At 45.1% G+C, this 17,574-nt stretch carries 17 protein-coding genes; 8 read left to right on the forward strand and 9 right to left on the reverse strand.

What is annotated here, in order from left to right; genetic code table 11:
• Positions 1-87 precede the first annotated feature (87 nt).
• The 8 genes from RGQ30_RS00060 (at position 88) to RGQ30_RS00095 (ending at position 11,091) form a co-directional block, all read left to right on the forward strand.
• A complete protein-coding gene (locus RGQ30_RS00060; protein ID WP_130557237.1) occupies positions 88-348 on the forward strand; it encodes a hypothetical protein in 261 nt (86 codons plus the stop codon).
• A 400-nt stretch (positions 349-748) separates the two neighbouring features.
• Positions 749-2,701: a type I restriction-modification system subunit M gene (locus RGQ30_RS00065; protein ID WP_130557236.1), complete on the forward strand. Its 1,953-nt coding sequence runs from the start codon at positions 749-751 to the stop codon at positions 2,699-2,701.
• A 17-nt stretch (positions 2,702-2,718) separates the two neighbouring features.
• Positions 2,719-4,125, forward strand: a complete 1,407-nt coding sequence (locus RGQ30_RS00070) for a restriction endonuclease subunit S (RefSeq protein ID WP_338284583.1) — start codon at positions 2,719-2,721, stop codon at positions 4,123-4,125.
• 224 nt (positions 4,126-4,349) lie between these two features.
• On the forward strand, positions 4,350-7,226 hold the full coding sequence (locus RGQ30_RS00075) for a type I restriction endonuclease subunit R (protein ID WP_338284584.1): 2,877 nt from the start codon (positions 4,350-4,352) through the stop codon (positions 7,224-7,226).
• A 131-nt stretch (positions 7,227-7,357) separates the two neighbouring features.
• Positions 7,358-8,317, forward strand: coding sequence for a DGQHR domain-containing protein (locus RGQ30_RS00080; RefSeq protein WP_338284585.1), 960 nt, complete (start codon positions 7,358-7,360; stop codon positions 8,315-8,317).
• A complete protein-coding gene (locus tag RGQ30_RS00085) occupies positions 8,317-9,231 on the forward strand; it encodes a hypothetical protein (protein WP_130557232.1) in 915 nt (304 codons plus the stop codon). The genes RGQ30_RS00080 and RGQ30_RS00085 overlap by 1 nt, the downstream gene beginning before the upstream one ends.
• Before the next feature lie 114 nt (positions 9,232-9,345).
• Positions 9,346-9,840 carry a hypothetical protein gene (locus RGQ30_RS00090; RefSeq protein ID WP_130557231.1) on the forward strand — a complete coding sequence of 165 codons (495 nt, stop codon included), beginning with the start codon at positions 9,346-9,348 and terminating at the stop codon, positions 9,838-9,840.
• Between the two features lie 126 nt (positions 9,841-9,966).
• A complete protein-coding gene (locus tag RGQ30_RS00095; protein WP_130557230.1) occupies positions 9,967-11,091 on the forward strand; it encodes a hypothetical protein in 1,125 nt (374 codons plus the stop codon).
• A gap of 210 nt (positions 11,092-11,301) precedes the next feature.
• Here the strand turns inward: RGQ30_RS00095 and RGQ30_RS00100 are convergent, their stop codons facing one another.
• The 9 genes from RGQ30_RS00100 to RGQ30_RS00140 form a co-directional block, all read right to left on the reverse strand.
• The gene (locus RGQ30_RS00100) at positions 11,302-11,499 is read right to left on the reverse strand and encodes a hypothetical protein (RefSeq protein ID WP_130557229.1); all 198 of its coding nucleotides are present in this window, start codon (positions 11,497-11,499) and stop codon (positions 11,302-11,304) included.
• Positions 11,489-12,160: a MarR family transcriptional regulator gene (locus tag RGQ30_RS00105; RefSeq protein WP_130557228.1), complete on the reverse strand. Its 672-nt coding sequence runs from the start codon at positions 12,158-12,160 to the stop codon at positions 11,489-11,491. Before RGQ30_RS00105 ends, RGQ30_RS00100 begins: the two co-directional genes overlap by 11 nt.
• A 315-nt stretch (positions 12,161-12,475) precedes the next feature.
• A complete protein-coding gene (locus tag RGQ30_RS00110) occupies positions 12,476-12,784 on the reverse strand; it encodes a nucleotidyltransferase family protein (RefSeq protein ID WP_130557227.1) in 309 nt (102 codons plus the stop codon).
• Positions 12,785-12,870: 86 nt separating this feature from the next.
• On the reverse strand, positions 12,871-13,371 hold the full coding sequence (locus RGQ30_RS00115) for a DUF4411 family protein (RefSeq protein WP_130557226.1): 501 nt from the start codon (positions 13,369-13,371) through the stop codon (positions 12,871-12,873).
• Entirely contained in the window at positions 13,368-14,525 is a 1,158-nt protein-coding gene (locus RGQ30_RS00120; RefSeq protein ID WP_130557225.1) for an ImmA/IrrE family metallo-endopeptidase, read from the reverse strand. Before RGQ30_RS00120 ends, RGQ30_RS00115 begins: the two co-directional genes overlap by 4 nt.
• Positions 14,526-14,598: 73 nt before the next feature.
• A complete protein-coding gene (locus RGQ30_RS00125) occupies positions 14,599-15,189 on the reverse strand; it encodes a 3'-5' exonuclease (protein WP_130557224.1) in 591 nt (196 codons plus the stop codon).
• A gap of 90 nt (positions 15,190-15,279) precedes the next feature.
• Positions 15,280-16,083 (reverse strand): hypothetical protein, encoded by an 804-nt coding sequence (locus tag RGQ30_RS00130; RefSeq protein ID WP_130557223.1) that lies wholly within the window; start codon positions 16,081-16,083, stop codon positions 15,280-15,282.
• A 93-nt stretch (positions 16,084-16,176) separates the two neighbouring features.
• The gene (locus tag RGQ30_RS00135; RefSeq protein ID WP_130557222.1) at positions 16,177-17,130 is read right to left on the reverse strand and encodes a hypothetical protein; all 954 of its coding nucleotides are present in this window, start codon (positions 17,128-17,130) and stop codon (positions 16,177-16,179) included.
• 32 nt (positions 17,131-17,162) lie between these two features.
• Complete coding sequence (locus RGQ30_RS00140) at positions 17,163-17,456, reverse strand: hypothetical protein (protein ID WP_130557221.1); 294 nt, start codon at positions 17,454-17,456, stop codon at positions 17,163-17,165.
• Positions 17,457-17,574 lie beyond the last annotated feature (118 nt).

Consider the following 17,574-nt stretch of genomic DNA (forward strand, 5'->3'; position numbering starts at 1 on the left):
ATTTCAAGGCCAATCTCAAGAACGGATATTGGCGAATCGGATTGATCATGGCAATATACTGTTTATTAACACAGTATATTGCCGCGCATGAAACTTAACACAACAGTTCGAAACAACATAGCACTGGCTTGCCCTGAAGCTGCACTGGTGCTTGACGCGGCAGCAGCCATCATGTCACCGAATGGATCATTCACTCATTTTCCAAACACTTTAAAGGTCTATGACCGTGAGTATGAGATCGGCCTTCGATTCTTGATTGAACATAAAGTGGTGCTGGTGAAGGCGGGAATTTATCGGATCAATCGGAATGCCCTTGATCCCTTGCTAAAGCAGTCGATGGTCACTTGACTGTCGCAGCATGCCATTCGTGATCATACGAGCCCTGCGCAGGTAAGTAGATCTACACACCTGCATCAAATTCACGCAGCTGATCGAACTTTCGGCGAAAGGCGCCGTTGCAGTTCCAGGTAATAACTTTCAGCTCGGTCATTTTCTATACCCTAATATTTTGCTTTAAGGGATAGTGGCGCAAATCACAGAAATACATCGCTCTCAATATACCCCCCTAAAATTGGTCCCCTGACTGAGTACCGCGCCTGCCTTGGCTCCTCTTGGAGCCTGATGGTTTATCCAGTGAATGTTTCGCTATACACTCATCAAATAATAATGAGGTAGGTGACAAGCTTCGCAGGTGCGGAAAATGTCACCTCAGATTTTGCGGTAATCCCATTCAACAATAAGAATCAGCATGTCAAATCAAAACCTAAGCTCGTTTATCTGGTCGGTGGCCGACCTTCTCCGCGGAAATTTCCGGCATTACGAGTTCGAGAAAATCATCCTTCCGTTTACCGTTTTGCGTCGCCTAGATTGCGTGATGGCGCCTACCAAAGCAGCGGTCTTGGCCGAATATGAAAGCAAAAAAGCGCTTGGTGATGCTGCCCATGCCTTTTTGTTGAAGAAGTCTGGGCTCGAGTTTTACAACACCTTTCCAATGGATATCCAAACCCTTCTGGGGGACTCGGCCAACGTCAAACAAAACCTGATCAACTATGTCTCGTCATTCTCCGAGAATGTGCGGGACATCTTCGACAAATTCAAGTTTCAGAATTACATCGACGCGCTGGATGCCAACAACCTGCTTTACTTGGTTGTGCAAAAGTTTTCCACGATTGATATGAGCCCTCAAACGGTCTCAAACATGCAAATGGGCTACCTGTTTGAGGAGTTGATCCGGAAGTTTGCTGAAGATTCGAACCAGACGGCGGGTGAACATTTCACGCCCCGTGAGGTGATTCGCCTTATGGTGAACGTGCTGTTTGCAGCCGATGAAGAGGCCCTCACAGTACCTGGTATTGTGCGCACCATTTACGACCCAACCAGTGGTACCGGCGGCATTTTATCTGTTGCTGAGGATCGGGGGATGGAGCTTAACCCCCGTGCACGATTTGTGGTTTATGGCCAAGAACTGAACCCAGACACTTACGCCATTTGTAAAGCGGACATGCTGATCAAAGGGCAAGACATTGCCAATATCATCTGTGGCAATACGCTGTCTGAAGATGGACTGCCAGACAAGAAGTTTGACTACATGATGGCCAACCCGCCATTTGGCGTGGAGTGGAAAAACGTTCAGGACTTTGTGACGACTGAGCATCAGCAGCGTGGTTACTCCGGACGTTTTGGTCCAGGTCTGCCTCGGGTGTCTGACGGTTCTCTGCTGTTTTTGCTCCACTTGGTATCCAAGATGCGCCCAATTAGTGAAGGTGGTAGCCGCATTGGCATCATCCTGAACGGATCCCCCTTGTTTACTGGTGGCGCAGAATCTGGCGAGTCAAATATTCGTCGTTACCTGCTTGAGAATGATTTGGTGGAAGCGATCATCGCACTGCCCACCGACATGTTCTTCAACACCGGCATCTCCACCTACATCTGGATTCTTTCTAATCACAAACCGGCCGAACGCAAAGGTAAGGTACAGCTGATCAATGGCGCTGATTTCTACCAAAAGATGCGCAAAAGTCTTGGCTCGAAACGTAAGGAGCTGAGCCAGGAGCACATCGAACTCATCACCAAACTTTACGGTGACTTCAAAACAACCGAGCACTCTCTGATTTTCGACAATGAGGATTTTGGCTACTCAACCATTACGGTTGAGAGGCCATTGAAGTTGAAGTTTGAAATCACTCCTGAAAAGCTTGCATTGATTGACGATTCAAAGCCCCTACAAAAGTTGGAGGCTTCTGGGCTTGCAAACCTGAAAACTGCTTTGACTAGTCTCCCAGCAGGCAAGATTTGGATGGACCGTAAAGTTTTTGAGAAAGACTTGAAGGCGGTATGTTCAGCAGCAGGTGTTGCCTTGGCGGCAGCTCAGGAAAAAGCAGTGGTTGGAATTTTTGGTGAGCATCACCATGAAGCCGTGGTGTGCACCGACAAGAAGGGGAATGTTGAATCAAACCCCGATTTGCGCGATACGGAAAACGTACCACTGAAGGATGACATCCAGGCTTACTTTGAGCGTGAGGTATTACCACATGTGTCAGATGCATGGATTGATCATGAAAAGACCAAAGTTGGATACGAGATTCCATTCAACCGTCATTTCTACAAATATGTTCCTCCTCGTTCACTAGAAGAAATTGATGCTGATTTGAAGACGGTGACTGCTGAGATTGTTACTTTGCTTGGTGAGGTCGCAAGATGAGTCCAACTTCGAAAGCTATGAGCAAATTGAAGTTCTTTCTGGTCCTGAATACGGGCGGTGTTTGGGGTGACGAACCAGATGGAAATGATGATGTAATTGTATTTAGGTCAACAGAACAGACCGCCGATGGTAAGTGGTTCATCAAGCAACCTGCTATGCGTAAACTCAGCGCTTCAGAAAAATTTGCTGCGACCCTAAAAAAGGGCGATTTACTCGTCACAAAATCTAGTGGTAGTCCACTTCATATTGGTAAAACAACATTAGTTGACGACAAAATAGCTGCATTAAAACCTTGCTACTCGAATTTTATGCAAAGGCTTAGAGTGGACGAGCAACGTGCAATTCCTCGATACATTTGGTATCAATTAAATTCTGAGTGGAGTCGTGAGCAACTGTCTTTACTCTCTAACAGCACGACTGGGCTTGCGAATCTTAATGGGGGTATCTTAGGTGAGATGTCAGTTCGATTGCCACTGCTCATCGAACAACGCCAAATCGCAACTTACCTCAACCGTGAAACAGCTAAGATCGACAAGCTCATCGCAAAGCAGCAAAAGCTTATCAAACTCCTTCAGGAAAAGCGCCAGGCTGTGATTAGTCAGGCGGTCACAAAAGGGCTAGATCCGACTGTGAAAATGAAGGACAGCGGGGTTGAGTGGTTGGGTGAAGTCCCTGATCATTGGGTTGTCAGTAAAATCAAATTCGTAAAAGCGGGTTACTCAAATTCCTTTGTTGATGGCCCGTTTGGCAGCAACCTTAAATCGGAACACTTTATCGACGATGGCGATGCTTACGTGATAGAAAGCAATTTTGCGACAACAGGAAAAATCAACTTCAATAAATTAAAAACCATTTCAGACAACCATTTTCAAACAATATCAAGAAGTCAGGCCTTTTCAGGAAGCATTGTTATTGCAAAAATTGGTGCTCGGTTTGGAAGTGCATCAATACTGCCTCCACTTGATAAAAAAGCTGTAGTTTCAGGTAACTCACTCAAGCTTGATGTTGATGGAAAAAGGACCTCAAATAACTGGATTGAGAAACAATTGAAGTTTTTGAAGTGGAGCGGGCAAATTGATTTATTAGTCAATGGAAGTGCCCAGCCTGCTCTGTCTTTAGGCGGAATGAACCAACTAAGTGTTCTCATTCCACCAATATCTGAACAGGAACTGATTTTGAGTCATCTAGAATTCTTTGGCGGCAAAATCGACGCTTTAATTAAAAAGTGTGAATGTTCAATCGAACTTCTGAAAGAACATCGCCAAGCCCTTATCACAGCCGCAGTGACTGGAAAGATCGACGTCCGAGGATTCGTTACCGACGAAGAAGTGGCTGCACTGGATGCAGATCCCGTGTTGAAAACCACAGAGGAAGATTTGGAATCGGAAGTCGCGGAAGCTGACTACATTACCGAGGAAGAATAAGGATCCCTTGCCTCATGACAAACATTCACAAAGAACTGCACTTCGAAAACGAGATTTGCGCTCACTTAGTCGCCAACGGTTGGCTTCATTCAGCAAATGACAAAGGCTACGACCGTGATCTAGCTCTGTTTCCTGAAGATCTGATCTGGTGGATCCAAGAGACTCAGCCTGAAACCTGGAACAAGGTTAAGGCTATGCACAATGGCTCGACTCAGAAGAAACTTTTGGAACGCCTGGTTAAGGTATTGACCGCCGATGGCACGCTTTCAGTGTTGCGTCATGGATTTAAGGATGTGTCTGCCGGCCGTGTGAATCTTTGTCAGTTCAAACCTGCCACAACGCTAAATGCAACCACTATTGAGAATTACGGCAAGGTGCGTTTGCGTGTCATCCAGCAAGTCCACTATTCCACGAGCAACAACAACTCGATCGACTTGGTGTTTTTCGTCAACGGCATTCCTGTTGCCACGTCCGAGTTGAAAACTGACTTTACTCAGTCGATCGAAGATGCCGTGAAGCAGTACAAATTTGACCGGCTCCCTAAGGACAAATCGACCAAAAAGGAAGAGCCGCTTCTCGCGTTCAAACGTGGAGCGTTGGTGCACTTTGCCGTCAGCACTGAAGAAGTGCAGATGACCACGAAACTGGACGGGGTGAATACCCGCTTCTTGCCCTTCAATTTGGGCGACAACGGCGGCAAAGGAAATCCTGAAAACCCCAACGGTTTCAAGACGACGTACTTCTGGGAATACGTGCTTCAGCGGGATAACTTCTTGGACATTCTCGGGCGCTTCATGCACCTGGAGAGCGTCGATAAAATCGACAAGAAGACGGGTAAGCGGGTGACTAAAACCGCCATGATCTTTCCACGGTTTCATCAGTTCGACGCTGTGTCCAAACTTATTGCAACTGCAAAGGTGGAAGGTGCCGGCCACCGGTATTTGACCCAGCACTCTGCGGGCTCTGGCAAAACAAATACGATTGCCTGGACTGCCCACCAGTTATCTAGCCTTCACGGTGCGGACAACAAAAAGGTCTTCGACAGCGTAATTGTTGTGACTGATCGCACTGTCTTGGACAGCCAGCTACAGGATGCGATTTATCAATTTGAGCACAAGCAAGGTTTGGTGAAATGCATCAAATCTGAAATGGGTGATTCGAAATCGGCTCAACTTGCTCAGGCATTGATCAGCAATACGCCCATCATTATTGTCACCATTCAAACTTTCCCCTTTGTGATTGAGGCTTTGGCCAGTGCAAACATGGCGGGGAAAAAGTACGCGATCATTGCGGACGAAGCCCATACCTCCCAGTCTGGGGCTGTGGCCAACAAGGTAAAGAATGTGCTATCGCCTGCGGAAAAGCAGGAGCTGGAAGACGGTGGCGAGATCGACATTGAAGCCATGTTGGAAGCTGAAATGGCTTCTAGGGCCCAGCCTAAAAACATCAGCTACTTTGCCTTCACCGCCACACCGAAGAGTAAGACCATGGAGCTTTTCGGGCGGCCCAATGGCGATGGCAAGCCAGCGCCCTTCCACCTGTACACCATGCAGCAAGCTATTGAAGAGGGCTTTATTCTTGATGTACTGAAGAATTACACCCCCTACAAGCTAGCGTTCAAAATCGCCCATGACGGCCAGGACTACGACTCGGAAACCGTGGACCGCAGCAAGGCTCTCAAAAGCTTGATGAAGTGGGTTCGGCTTCACCCCTACAACATTGCCCAAAAAGTCGAAGTAATAGTTGAGCACTTCAAGGCCAACGTAGCTTGGCGTTTGGATGGCAAAGCCAAGGCCATGGTGGTCACCGGCTCCCGCAAAGAGGCTGTGCGCTACAAGGTGGCAATTGACAAATACATCACCAAAAAGATCTCTGAGGATAAGACCTACCAGGGCCTTCAGGCCATGGTGGCGTTTTCAGGAACTGTGATCGACTCCGAAACTGGGCCTGGTGAGTTCACTGAATACAACCTGAACCCTGGCTTGAATGGCCGAGATCTGCGAGATGCGTTCGATGAGGACGACTACCAGGTCATGATTGTGGCCAACAAATTCCAGACCGGCTTTGACCAACCTTTGTTGGTTTCCATGTATGTAGACAAGAAGCTCTCGGGTGTGGCCGCGGTGCAAACCCTCTCTCGCTTGAACCGCACCTATCCTGGTAAAGACGTCACCTTCGTTTTGGACTTCGTGAATGACCCAAGTGAGATTTTGGAGTCGTTTGCGCCCTACTACCGCGCAGCCCAGTTGTCCGAGGTGTCGGATCCCAACGTGATCTTCGACTTACAATCTAAGCTTGATGCTGCCCAGATTTACACCAACCAGGAAGTTGACAACTTGGTTGAAGTGCTTCTGAAAAAGCCAACTCAGGCGGCGGTAAGCCGCTGCCTGCAGCCGGCGCAAAGCCGATTCAAAGATGGACTGAAGGCGGCCAAGGCGAGTGACGATTCCCTAGAAGTTGAAAAACTGGAAACCTTCAAAAAGAACGTTGGCTCGTTTGTGCGTGCCTATGATTTCTTAAGCCAGATCATCAATTACTCCGACACCGAGCTTGAAAAGCGCAGCATGTTCTTGCGCTTGCTGCAGCGTTTGCTGATCGTGGAAATTGATGATGAAGAGATCGACCTTGAAGGTATTGAGCTGACTCATTATCAGCTTCGTAACAAGGGTAAGCACGACATACCATTGGCCAAAACGGAAGGCTCAGTTCTTTACCCCGCAATATTGGACTTGGGAACGACCAAGACACTGGAAGAGACGGAACGGGTGTACTGGAACGAGATCATCGACAAGGTGAATAAGCTGTTCGAAGGTGATCAGCTGACCGATGCCGACGCCATCGCCGTGTTCAACCACGTGGCGGACAAGATGACTGAAAATGAGGCGCTGAAGGAGCAAGCCACAGCGAACACTGAGCAGCAGTTTGGTGCCAGTCCCGATTACAAGAAGGTGATGAACGATGCTTTTATTGCGTGTTTTGAGAACCACCAAAGCATCATTCAGCAACTGTTGACCAATCCAAGAGTGAAAGACCAGTTTGCAGAGCTGCTGTTGCCGCATGTTTATGGAAAGTTGACTAAACCAGACCAAAAACATTTTTGAGAAATCCGCTTATTGTTGGCTAAATATTAATTTAAATGAATTTAGACAATCAGATCGACGATTAAGATTGAATAATTAGTACTAAGAAGCTGCTGGTTAAATACAAAGAGGTAAAAATGCCAAGAGAATCAATGTCTGTAACGCTGATCACACAGGGTAAGCACAAGTTCTATTCTGGAACTATGGAAATTGAGATGATCGCAGCTTGCTGTTCTCCAAACCCAAGAGAGAGAGATCCAGAACTTGGATTTCAGAGAAGTTTAGATGAGACTCGTGCGCTTGCTATTGCAAACTACATCAGGAATGAAGGCACCATTCCATCAAGCATTATTCTATCCGCGCAGGACGCTGCAGAACTCCAATATGACTCTAAAAAGAAAACTCTTTCTTTCAATCTTGAAAATAGGTCCTTTTTAATTTTGGATGGACAACACAGAGTCTACGGTTTTAAAAAATTGATGAATGATGGCCTTAAGTATCGAGTACCTGTCATTATTTATAATGAACTAACACCGATCGACGAGGCAAGAATTTTTATTGACATAAATACACTTCAAAAGCCAGTACCTAAAGAGTTGCTTTTAGATATAAAGAAACTTGCAGAGCGTGAAAGTACTGAGGAATCTTTTTTAGATGAGTTATTTACTAGCTTTGAGGTCGAGCCAGATAGTTATCTTATCAACAAACTCAGCAGGTTTGATAAGTCTGCGAATAAAATTTCAAAGGTGACTTTTTATGACTCATTAAAGCCTTTATTGAGAGAATTTAATGTGAACGATACAGCAAAGCTGTATCGAATAATTAATTCATATTTGATAGCAGCAGGAGATATATTTAGTGACAATGCTGCCGATTTGAATGTCCTAATCACCAAGGCAACGTTGTTCAAGATATTAATTGGACATGCTAAATCAATTATTTCGATAATTTCGGATAATTCCCCTGAAAACATTGAAAAGATAAGTGAGTACAAGCGTTATCTAGAAAGATCTCTACCAGGTTCAATTAAAGATATTTCTGGCAGTAAGGCTTATTTAAAGAGCTTAGATTCTTTAGACAAGAAACTCCTGCGACGAAATGTGACTATTTGATGTTTAATCAGAAATTTGCAAGAATTCTCAGCCAATTAGTGGTTCGGGATTTGACCTCTATTAAGAATTCCGCAAATGCTCGGATGGTGGAAACATTTTCGGATTCTATTTTTTATCCTAGATCACTAAATGTGACTAGTAAAACTGAGGAGGTGACGATCCAAGTTTGTGATCAAGAGCCATTTTTGCGAAACCTCTTGGGTGAAGCTAATAAGTTTTATCTTGGTTCTCGACTTTCCTTCAGAAGATCCTTGCAAGGACTTGATAAAAACTTATCATGGCAGGTAATAGAGTGTTATTACTCTGCATACTATGCCATTCACTATCTGTCGAGAATGACAGGCCTTGGCCTTATCAATTTAGACGAAGCTGTCGCAAGAAAACTCGAAATTAATTCTCTTGGGAATATCCAAAAAAATTCAATTTCTACAGGATTGTATCTAATGGAGTTCGATCAGTCATCGAGTGATCTAAAATTAACTCGCCAGATAGATAAGAAAAAAGGCGGATCTCATCAGGATGCATGGCGAATGTGGTCGTTAATAATAGATCAAATGATTGAAAAGATGAACTCCGATTCAGATGAGTACGTTAAAGAACAAATTGATCTACTAGAGCATAAAAAATATGTAAAAGATCTTAGGCCCCCTTCTGTTAGAGGCGAAATCAATTATCAATTCAAAGGCGGATTGTGGATTTTTGAAGGAAAAAAATCATCATTTAAAACCATAATTTCGAAAGCTTTGGAAGACGACACTGTACTATTTAATTCAAGTGATCCTCTATTGAAATTTATCTATCACAATAAAAGCATAATTTTTACAGCTAATTTATTCTTTGAGTCTATAGTTAGTCGTAATCCTGGCTCTATTTGCAGTGGAATAAAAAATAAATATAAAGATTACATTTTGTGATCCAGACTGAAATTTCAATACCATTCAGTTGTGACGAATCGACCAAAATCTGCATTTTTGAGTATCACCTAGGTTTATGCGTTAGCGTAGACAGGCCGTTAAAGGAGGCAGCTGATGGCGTTGCTGGATGAACAACTTGTTGACGAGTGGCTGAATCGCAAGGGATTTTTCACGATCCGTGGCCTCAGGGCTGGCATTGATGAGATTGATTTACTCGCTGTTCGCATGATTGACAAGGTTGAATGTTGGCATGTCGAGGTTCAGGTTAGTTACCGCCCAATCGGCTACGTGGGTGGCGATAGCAACGCACGGCGCCGCACACCAGAAGAAGTTCAATCGGGTGTTGAACAATGGGTTGAGAGGAAATTCACTGGTCCGCGAAAAGTTGCTCGTAGGGCTGCGGTTTTGCCAAGTGCCCAGTGGAAGTACATTTTCGTTCATGGCGTACTTAGGGACGAATCCGAACTGGTGCACATGACCCGCCTTGGCGTCACCCCTCTTTCATACAAACAAGTGCTGACTGAGTTGCGAGATGCGCCCGTTGGAAACACCAGCTCTTCGTTGGCCAGTGACATCGCTGAAATCCTGCGTTACTTGGGAAATAACTGATCAATGAGAGTTTGATTGAGATCGCCAATTGGTCCAGAGGCATACGAGTGGAGCTCTCGGGAGGGATGCGTGCCTGAGAATTTGCTGAATCTGTTAGATGTTGCGGGTTAAGACCCTGGATAGTCAATGACCTCAACCAACAGTATCCATAGAAAATCAGCCCGACCTTTGAATACATACGAGGGGAGGCAGGCACTTCCAGAATTGGTCGGTTGGATGTTAATGCATCCGTTCCAAATGGCGCGCCTTTACGGTGCCCCGACTACTAAAATGATTTCAGATCAGCATGGCGAAGCGAAAGCCAAGACATTTTCCAGGGTGATGAGTGGTTCTCTTGGTGAAAATGCGAGTTTAAAGTTCTTGTCAGAAATAATTCCACGTAATGAGACGACACAGCTAATACATGAGGCGATAGAAGGAGATCCAATTGCCCAACACAGAATAAGGCAAACTGCAATTTGGGAGCTGTTCGCAAATGGGCTGGGGGTGGCGAACAAACCTGAGTATCTATTCTTGATTGATATTGAATCCCGTTGCACTCCTGTCATCGCTGCGCGTCAGCAGGGCCACAACAGTGACGTCACTAGGTTGATCGCCGGTGACGATTTGTTGAGAAATTTCATCGCCAAATCAGATTTAGATGCGTGTGTGGGTAATCCGGAAATGATCCATGCATTGCAGTTCAAAATGTATCTTGAAGGTCAGTTGTCATTTGTTGCATTACTCGATGTGTTGCATAGCCCAGAAGGCAAGTCGAGATATCAGCAACTTTTGCCTAATTTCGAATGGTCAGAGCAAAATTCTGCAGCCAGACTGTTTAAAGCGATTCTGGAGTCCACTGATCTACAAAAAAATCCGAGCAACAAAGAGCTTGCCGATTTACTGGCAGATCCACTTGGCAAGAATGATTTCAACGAAAGAACGAAACGTCGTTGGAGACTGGGTGAGACGATGATCCCTTTTAACGCGGCTTTGATCGTGAGTGATCGACTCTCTGTACAAATGGCCGAGGTGTGCCTATTCAATTATTGGAAGGCCGCAATCCACATTAATGATTTTTGGTTGCTTATTGAAACGGCACAGTCCGCTTTTGGGCGACTTGCCAAAGGTGAGCTCAAAAACTTCAATGTTTTACCGTTTGATTATCAATCGGTCAGCCAGTGGTGCAGCGAAAGGTATCAATTCTGGTTAGATTTCCATCGGGAACGTGGCATGCCATCTAATAAGACTGGTGTGCCAACGTGTTCCTGATGTACTTACTTTTTGCCTGGTGGGTTATTGCCGCGTCCGCCACCTGATGGATTACCTGTTTTGCTTGGTGCATTTTCCAAATTCATGCCATATCTCCTAAAGTTGCCGGTTGATTCCGGTATGAGCATGGTGGCCTCTTTGAAAATTCTCAGATAGGGCATAGTTTGGACAGATGCTATGCACGCTCCCTATTTCTGAAGCTCGGTTTAATTAAGTCTCGCCATCGGGAGGTGTGGTTTTCTGCGCATTCTCGCGTTCAAGTCGTTCGGCACGTCGAATCATGAAATCCTGCAACTCAACGAGCATTGCTCCACCGTTGTCGGGTGCATTTTTCGCCATTTCGACCAGTTCGTCGTCGCTCAAATCGAAATACTTCTGAAAGAAGTCGTCAAAGGATTCATTTGTCATCGTCAAACCTGTTGAAGGGGCGCTTTAGAAGTTTCAGTTCGGGTGAATTTTCGCCCATCAACATCTTGCCGCCTCTGTCGAAGAATTCTTTTCTGCGTTTTTCTTTTTGTTTCAACAATTTGACGCCGCATTCAATCCAGACATGCTCAATTTTGAAGCCGTCTAGTCTTGCTGGAATCGAAAATTTAGAGCTTGATCCAGCACTAGTTTCGGGTAGTGCTTGGATAAATTCATAACGCAAAAGAATCTTGATGGCTCGGTAAACGCTCGATTTGCTCAAGCCAGTCGTCTTGGCAATATCACCAGCGGATAAGTTTGGATTTGTTTTGAGCGTGTTGAACGTGAGGTGTGCACTTTTTGAAAATGGTCTCATTTGAACAATGATCTGGCTTTCGTTATCTGTGTCGTGATCTTTATCACTGCTATCTGGGGTTTCTTCGCTATCTTCGTCGAGCAGCCATTTCAAGAATGCGGGCGAATGTGTGACTTTTGCATCCTTCCAATAGCTTTTACCACCCATGACAACGTCCTGTGTAGGGTTTTTCCGAAGCTGCTCTCTGTTCAAGTTGTTAAGGTACACATTGACTTCATCGAGCGTCATCGTTTTGTGTAACTGCTCAATAAATCCTAGCGCTGAAGGTTTCTTGTCGCTCAATTTCATCACCAGCCGCTGTGAAGGGTAACAATCGTTGATGCGGCAGTGCAGACCATTGCAATTCGTAGCAAGACCGATGAGAGCCGATCCAACCTTTTATGTATTTCGCTGTCCGGCTTTTGTGTCATCACGTCACTCCAAAAATCCGCTACTCTCTCAGTGCTAAGCTGGCAGCCACATATTGGCCTCATGCAACTTAGCATACACTAATTTCGTTAATGACAAAAATACTTTTTAAGTACCTTTTGACGGATGAGTGACACACCTTGGCGGAGCAAATCGGCACCCACACAGCCAATTGGAAGAGTTGGTAGCGCTGATTTACTCAGTTTTTATTGGGATCGCGTTTTTTAAAACCGCTGACCAGAACCCCTCTTTGGTTTGGTCTATCGCTGCAAATTCGGCAGAAGAAATTGCGAGCACGTCGATTTTTATATTGAGTTTCCGGCCGAGGGGTTTGAACGCAGCCTTTGCGCCAATCTTTGACAGGTCGTCGGTTATGACAAGCAGGTCAATGTCGCGGTCGCTAGTTTGTGTTCCCGTCGCGTAGGAGCCAAAGATATAAGCTGTCTTGATGGGAAGTATCTCGATTTGACGTCTTAACTCGTTTAAGAGGTCCAAATTAATCATTAGGAACCTGGCGTTTCAATTGTTTAGACTTTGCTCGAAGTTTGTTTTTTCGAAATTAACATACACCTATTAAGACAGGTAAATGTTTAAAGGCGATACTTCACATTCAACTGGCGAAGAGTCGAAAAAACGTTTTGGTATGGCACACCAAATCGAATGCATACATCAGGCAACTTAACTTGGTTGCGTGATTCGGGCCTGGATTCTTCCATCGTCACTACTGTCCAGCCCTTAACCTTTGCGAAGGCAACTAGCCAGCCATCTGCGCCGGTCGCGAATTTGGCTTTTGCAGTGTCTTGAAACTGTGAGTTTTGTTGAACCCAAAGCATAATCTCGCTGAAAGCGTTTGCCACTTCCAATGTAGCGCTGCTCAAGAAAAACGACCTAGGAATTACATTGTTCGTCCATTGAACCAAGCTGTCGTCATCGCGACCTTGCAGCAGCTCACTACGGATACGATCCAGGCTAAATACAGAGCCCTCTAGGTGTTTTGTTTGCAGGCTTTCCCAGAAACCTGGGCAGAGGTCGAATGCGTAATAACTGTTTTTGGCGGTAATTAAAACATCAGAGTCGATTAGGTAGCTCATCTGGGAAGGTCCATCCCCAGTCTTTTTGCATAGTCCTGAAATGCCCCGCCATTTAGGCCCGTAAGCTCGTACGCCTCTTTAAATCCAATTCTGCCTTCTTTTGCTGCTCGGATTACTTGCAACGCGAACTGAGTTCCAACGCGGGTATTCTGATTATTGTAAAAATCTCCGCCGCCTGCTCTGTCATTTTTCTTTTTGCGTTCTCTGTTAACGTAGTCGTCATAGAATTCAAAGAATGCCTGGCGATCTACAAGTCGTAGATCCATTGCCCGCCTCCCAATTACGATGGGACTCACCTTGAATCGGCTTGCTAAAGTTTCAAATGGCGAAGCATCCCGTTTGACGCTTTGCCAAATAGCGCGAAGTTCACTTTCGGGAACCAAGAATTCCGCTGCCGCTTGGTCACAAAAAACTTCGACTGACCCTCCATCTGGAAAAATTCCCTGGAAGCCAGAGAGTCCCGAGCCTTCCGCACCCAGCCATAGGTGGGCGAGCTCGTGTGCGAGGGTAAACATTTGAGCAGATTTTGCATCCGCACCGTTAACAAAAATCAAGGGCGCATATTTATCGCTCAGCGCAAAACCGCGAAACTCTGCAACATTAAGAGCTCTGTGGGTGTTATTTCCCACAACGCCGTTGATTACGGCAATCACACCTAAAGACTCTATTGATTCACGTAACAGGCTGACCGCAGCCTGCCAGTTGGCGACTTTCGCTGCCCAACCATCCTCGAGTCTCAATGCACGTCGCATTTCACGGCCAATAGCGAGAGCATTGTCCCCTATACGAGCACTTCCGATGAAATCCAGCGGCTCAGCTTCACACTCCAGACGAGTCTCTTTCATCCAGGTTTGTCTGCGTTGCATTGCATAGATGGTGTCTAGTAATTCCGGACTCGGAGAAGGAGATTGGACCCCAATAGTGCGGAAATCTGCAATCGGTAGAGGAATGTCGGGAGGTTCGGGGAGGAACAAATATCCGAAGGGCACTCGCGTTGTTCTAGCGAAGTCCTCTAATTGCTTGAAAGTTGGAAAAACGCCTTCGTGTCCCCAATCTGCCAACTCGGGAAATTTGCTTGCAAGATCCGAAGCACTCAACTGCGCGCGGTTCAAGGCCCACTGTATTAAATTCGGCTTGACTGCCACACGATTCATATATTTTCCTCTGGCACTATTATAGCGGCGTTGGATCCAGGTGGAAGTGACAAATTAGTCAGTAATCTTACGCCTATGCACTGGTTTTACTATGTGTATGGAGTTCCCTTATAAGCTGCATGAACACTTTAGCTGTGGTCAGAGCATCAGAATAGGCGTCATGATGATCCAAGTTCAATCCGTAAAACTCAGCCATCGCCTTCAGCCCTCCTCCTTGTTTGCGATACTCAGGAAATCGTTTTTTCACTGCTCTATGTAAATCAAGCCATTCGGCTTTCGGTTTCTCAATTCCATACTTGTTGCTCAATGCGTTCATCACTTGACGCTCCCGACCCGAATAATGAACGATGAGCCCAGTATGATCAGCGAGGGCCTTGAATTTGCGATAGACGGTTTCGCTTGATGGCGATTGGAGTACATCGCGCTTTCGAATTCCGTGGATATTTTTAGAGGCATACCAATCAAACTCACCCAGGTATCTAACAAGCCGGTTCAACGATTTACGCTCTGACCAATTGGGGCCATTAGTGAACTGAATACAGCCAATTTGAATCAAGCTGGTAAGGTCGTTTGAGTTGGCCATTTCCAAATCTAAGGATACAAAACTCCCAAACTGCAGAGTGTCGTCAAAGTGCTTCAAAAATTCGATCAAATCTTCTGTCATTCTTGTTGCCAAACGGTCAGCCAGATTACGCTGGGTCGGTGTGTAATAAGAATTAACGTGTTAACTCAAGACTTACTAAAACTAATCGCTCTAGACAGTAGTTTGTAACACGGAAATTTTATTCATGATTTCTTTTTTACGAGAGTCTAGTAGCGCAGTATTTGTTTTGATTGAACAGATCTCCGCTTTCTTCTGACCCAAGAAATATTTGACTCGTTCCCCGTTCTGACCACCAGGATGTGGCATACCGAAAAGAACTCTTTTTGGATCTATGAGTCCCTGTTCACAAAGTTCTTGAATAGCCTTATCAACGGTTGGGCCAAGAGGCAATAGCAAGGCGTCCTTTGCTACAGATATTTGATGCAGCAAACCGTCGAAGATCTGCTTGCGCAATAGATCATTCTTCATCGGATTGGGAGTTCCGTTATATGGCGTTCCGTCGAGCAAGAATGTGGCGTTGCTGATCAGTGAAGTTGTGTGGACTAAGTGCGAATGAGTTCCAAAAAATGACTCGCAAGTTGGTACGCCAGCATATTTATGAAGCCCAACTACATCCAACAGCTTCACGAGATTGATTCTTAAATCCCCCGAAAATGCACCAGCTAGCTTCGTAACTTTTAATACCTGTTGCTCATCAAGCCCTTGTCGTATTGCGCTCCTGAATGCTGTGAGGGCGTTTCGTAGTTGGGTAGGACCTGGAGTGATGCCGATAATCATCAACTTGGCTTGCGGGTTTTGCCATTCAAACGGACAGTAGATGACTCTAACTTTGTCATTTTTTTCGATAGTAAGATGATTAATCAGGTAATCAATATTTTTGAGTTGATCGTCCGTCAATTCGCGAATACGGTCTGCATACAGTTGATAGTTAGATAACTTACTTTGTTGATTCATATTTCCCTGAGATGTATGAAATTTAAGAAGCTCTTTATGAGCAAATTTCTGCGGCTCATGGCCGATACAAGGTTAAATTTTGGTTATCAGCCGTCATTTAAACAGAATGAAATGAGCTTTAAGGCGCTCAGCTTCAAGGCGGCTTTTTAGTTCGTGGATTGTAAGTGCGAGGTCGTAACTCGATACTTTTATGAAATGCCCCCATGCTGCAACAGCATCAAGTGGGAGATCTAAATCCCCGACGTTTAATTTGCCTAAGATTGTTTTAAACCATACTTCTTTAATAGGATTTTCCAAATTAAACAGATCTCGAGCTTGTTCAAGCGATTGCGTAAAAAACTCCAACACATGATTGGGGGCGTGAAACACATCAGGGAGCTTTATTGCCTGTTGTTTGTCACCAAGATATACGGTCTCTTTCCACCCACGAGAGACAAGCCATGCACGCGCTTCTTTTTTGGTGACATAAGTTCGGTTTTCGAACTTAAGAAGCGCTGGGAACCCCTCAAGTTTTTTACTAGCCATATTTCGAATTGTTTTCTCATCTAGATCCGCAAGGCCAGCGAGGTCGGTAAGGAATATGCATGGCTCACCATCTATGAATTGAGTATTCATGTTGTTTGAATCCAGCTCCCACCGTTGAAAATATTTTTTTACAAAATGGTTAACAATCTCATAAGAGCGTATGGCATTGAAATTTTGTTCGTCTGTGTTGTAGGAGATGAAAAGAAGCAGATGTTCAAACGCTCCCCAAAAGGGAATGCAGCTCTCTTCTTCATCTTCTGGTTCAGTTGACGGGTCATCAATTCCATCGGTACCGTAGTCATAAACTTTCTCAAACCATTTCATAAGATCACCCGATAGAAACTTTCGAACATTCGGGTCTTCCATGGCAATTTGAACGTTGGATACGCTTAACTCATATCCTTGAATTTCCTCTGGCAAATCTTTGCTTGGGTTGTGCCCAACAATCCGCCAAAGATTTGAGTAAAAGCCCAAGATCAATGCACGGGCGTGCAGTAAGAATGCTTCTTTAGTGATGTCCATGAGATTCCTATTGGATTGAGAGTAATGATTAGTTAGTGAGCTCGAGCAACGGTTATCACGTCATCGTCACTAACAATTAAATACAAATCAGTAAGCTGATTTTCTAGTTTGGCGAAGCGCTTAACACCCAGTGAACTTCGCAACTCGCTTAGGGCAATTTTGTCCATGTAAATGCTCATGCAGCCTTGTCCAACATGACGTTCTTTGCCATAAGTGAGAGCAAATTCAATTGCTTCCTGGGACACGCCGCGTTGTTGTGAGCGAATAGCGGCATGTTTAGTTTTGTTGAACAACACAACGGATTCTAGATTTTTGGTCTGATTCATTTGCTTCCCTTACGGTATGTCGGTGATATCCCGTTAATCACCATGAAACGAATCTTACGTTGGAAATTATTCAGTGTCAACAGGGATATCACAAATATCATAATTATTTTTGACCGAT

Source organism: Limnobacter thiooxidans, assembly GCF_036323495.1.
In the GTDB taxonomy this organism is placed as follows: Bacteria; Pseudomonadota; Gammaproteobacteria; order Burkholderiales; family Burkholderiaceae_B; genus Limnobacter; species Limnobacter thiooxidans.

Excerpts from the sequence above, each read along its gene's own strand:
- RGQ30_RS00060 (WP_130557237.1), top strand. The coding sequence starts at position 88 with ATGAAACTTAACACAACAGTTCGAAACAACATAGCACTGGCTTGCCCT.
- RGQ30_RS00065 (WP_130557236.1), top strand. The coding sequence starts at position 749 with ATGTCAAATCAAAACCTAAGCTCGTTTATCTGGTCGGTGGCCGACCTT.
- RGQ30_RS00070 (WP_338284583.1), top strand. The coding sequence starts at position 2,719 with ATGAGCAAATTGAAGTTCTTTCTGGTCCTGAATACGGGCGGTGTTTGG.
- RGQ30_RS00080 (WP_338284585.1), top strand. The coding sequence starts at position 7,358 with ATGTCTGTAACGCTGATCACACAGGGTAAGCACAAGTTCTATTCTGGA.
- RGQ30_RS00085 (WP_130557232.1), top strand. The coding sequence starts at position 8,317 with ATGTTTAATCAGAAATTTGCAAGAATTCTCAGCCAATTAGTGGTTCGG.
- RGQ30_RS00090 (WP_130557231.1), top strand. The coding sequence starts at position 9,346 with ATGGCGTTGCTGGATGAACAACTTGTTGACGAGTGGCTGAATCGCAAG.
- RGQ30_RS00095 (WP_130557230.1), top strand. The coding sequence starts at position 9,967 with ATGACCTCAACCAACAGTATCCATAGAAAATCAGCCCGACCTTTGAAT.
- RGQ30_RS00100 (WP_130557229.1), bottom strand. The coding sequence starts at position 11,499 with ATGACAAATGAATCCTTTGACGACTTCTTTCAGAAGTATTTCGATTTG.
- RGQ30_RS00105 (WP_130557228.1), bottom strand. The coding sequence starts at position 12,160 with ATGAAATTGAGCGACAAGAAACCTTCAGCGCTAGGATTTATTGAGCAG.
- RGQ30_RS00110 (WP_130557227.1), bottom strand. The coding sequence starts at position 12,784 with ATGATTAATTTGGACCTCTTAAACGAGTTAAGACGTCAAATCGAGATA.
- RGQ30_RS00115 (WP_130557226.1), bottom strand. The coding sequence starts at position 13,371 with ATGAGCTACCTAATCGACTCTGATGTTTTAATTACCGCCAAAAACAGT.
- RGQ30_RS00120 (WP_130557225.1), bottom strand. The coding sequence starts at position 14,525 with ATGAATCGTGTGGCAGTCAAGCCGAATTTAATACAGTGGGCCTTGAAC.
- RGQ30_RS00125 (WP_130557224.1), bottom strand. The coding sequence starts at position 15,189 with ATGACAGAAGATTTGATCGAATTTTTGAAGCACTTTGACGACACTCTG.
- RGQ30_RS00130 (WP_130557223.1), bottom strand. The coding sequence starts at position 16,083 with ATGAATCAACAAAGTAAGTTATCTAACTATCAACTGTATGCAGACCGT.
- RGQ30_RS00135 (WP_130557222.1), bottom strand. The coding sequence starts at position 17,130 with ATGGACATCACTAAAGAAGCATTCTTACTGCACGCCCGTGCATTGATC.
- RGQ30_RS00140 (WP_130557221.1), bottom strand. The coding sequence starts at position 17,456 with ATGAATCAGACCAAAAATCTAGAATCCGTTGTGTTGTTCAACAAAACT.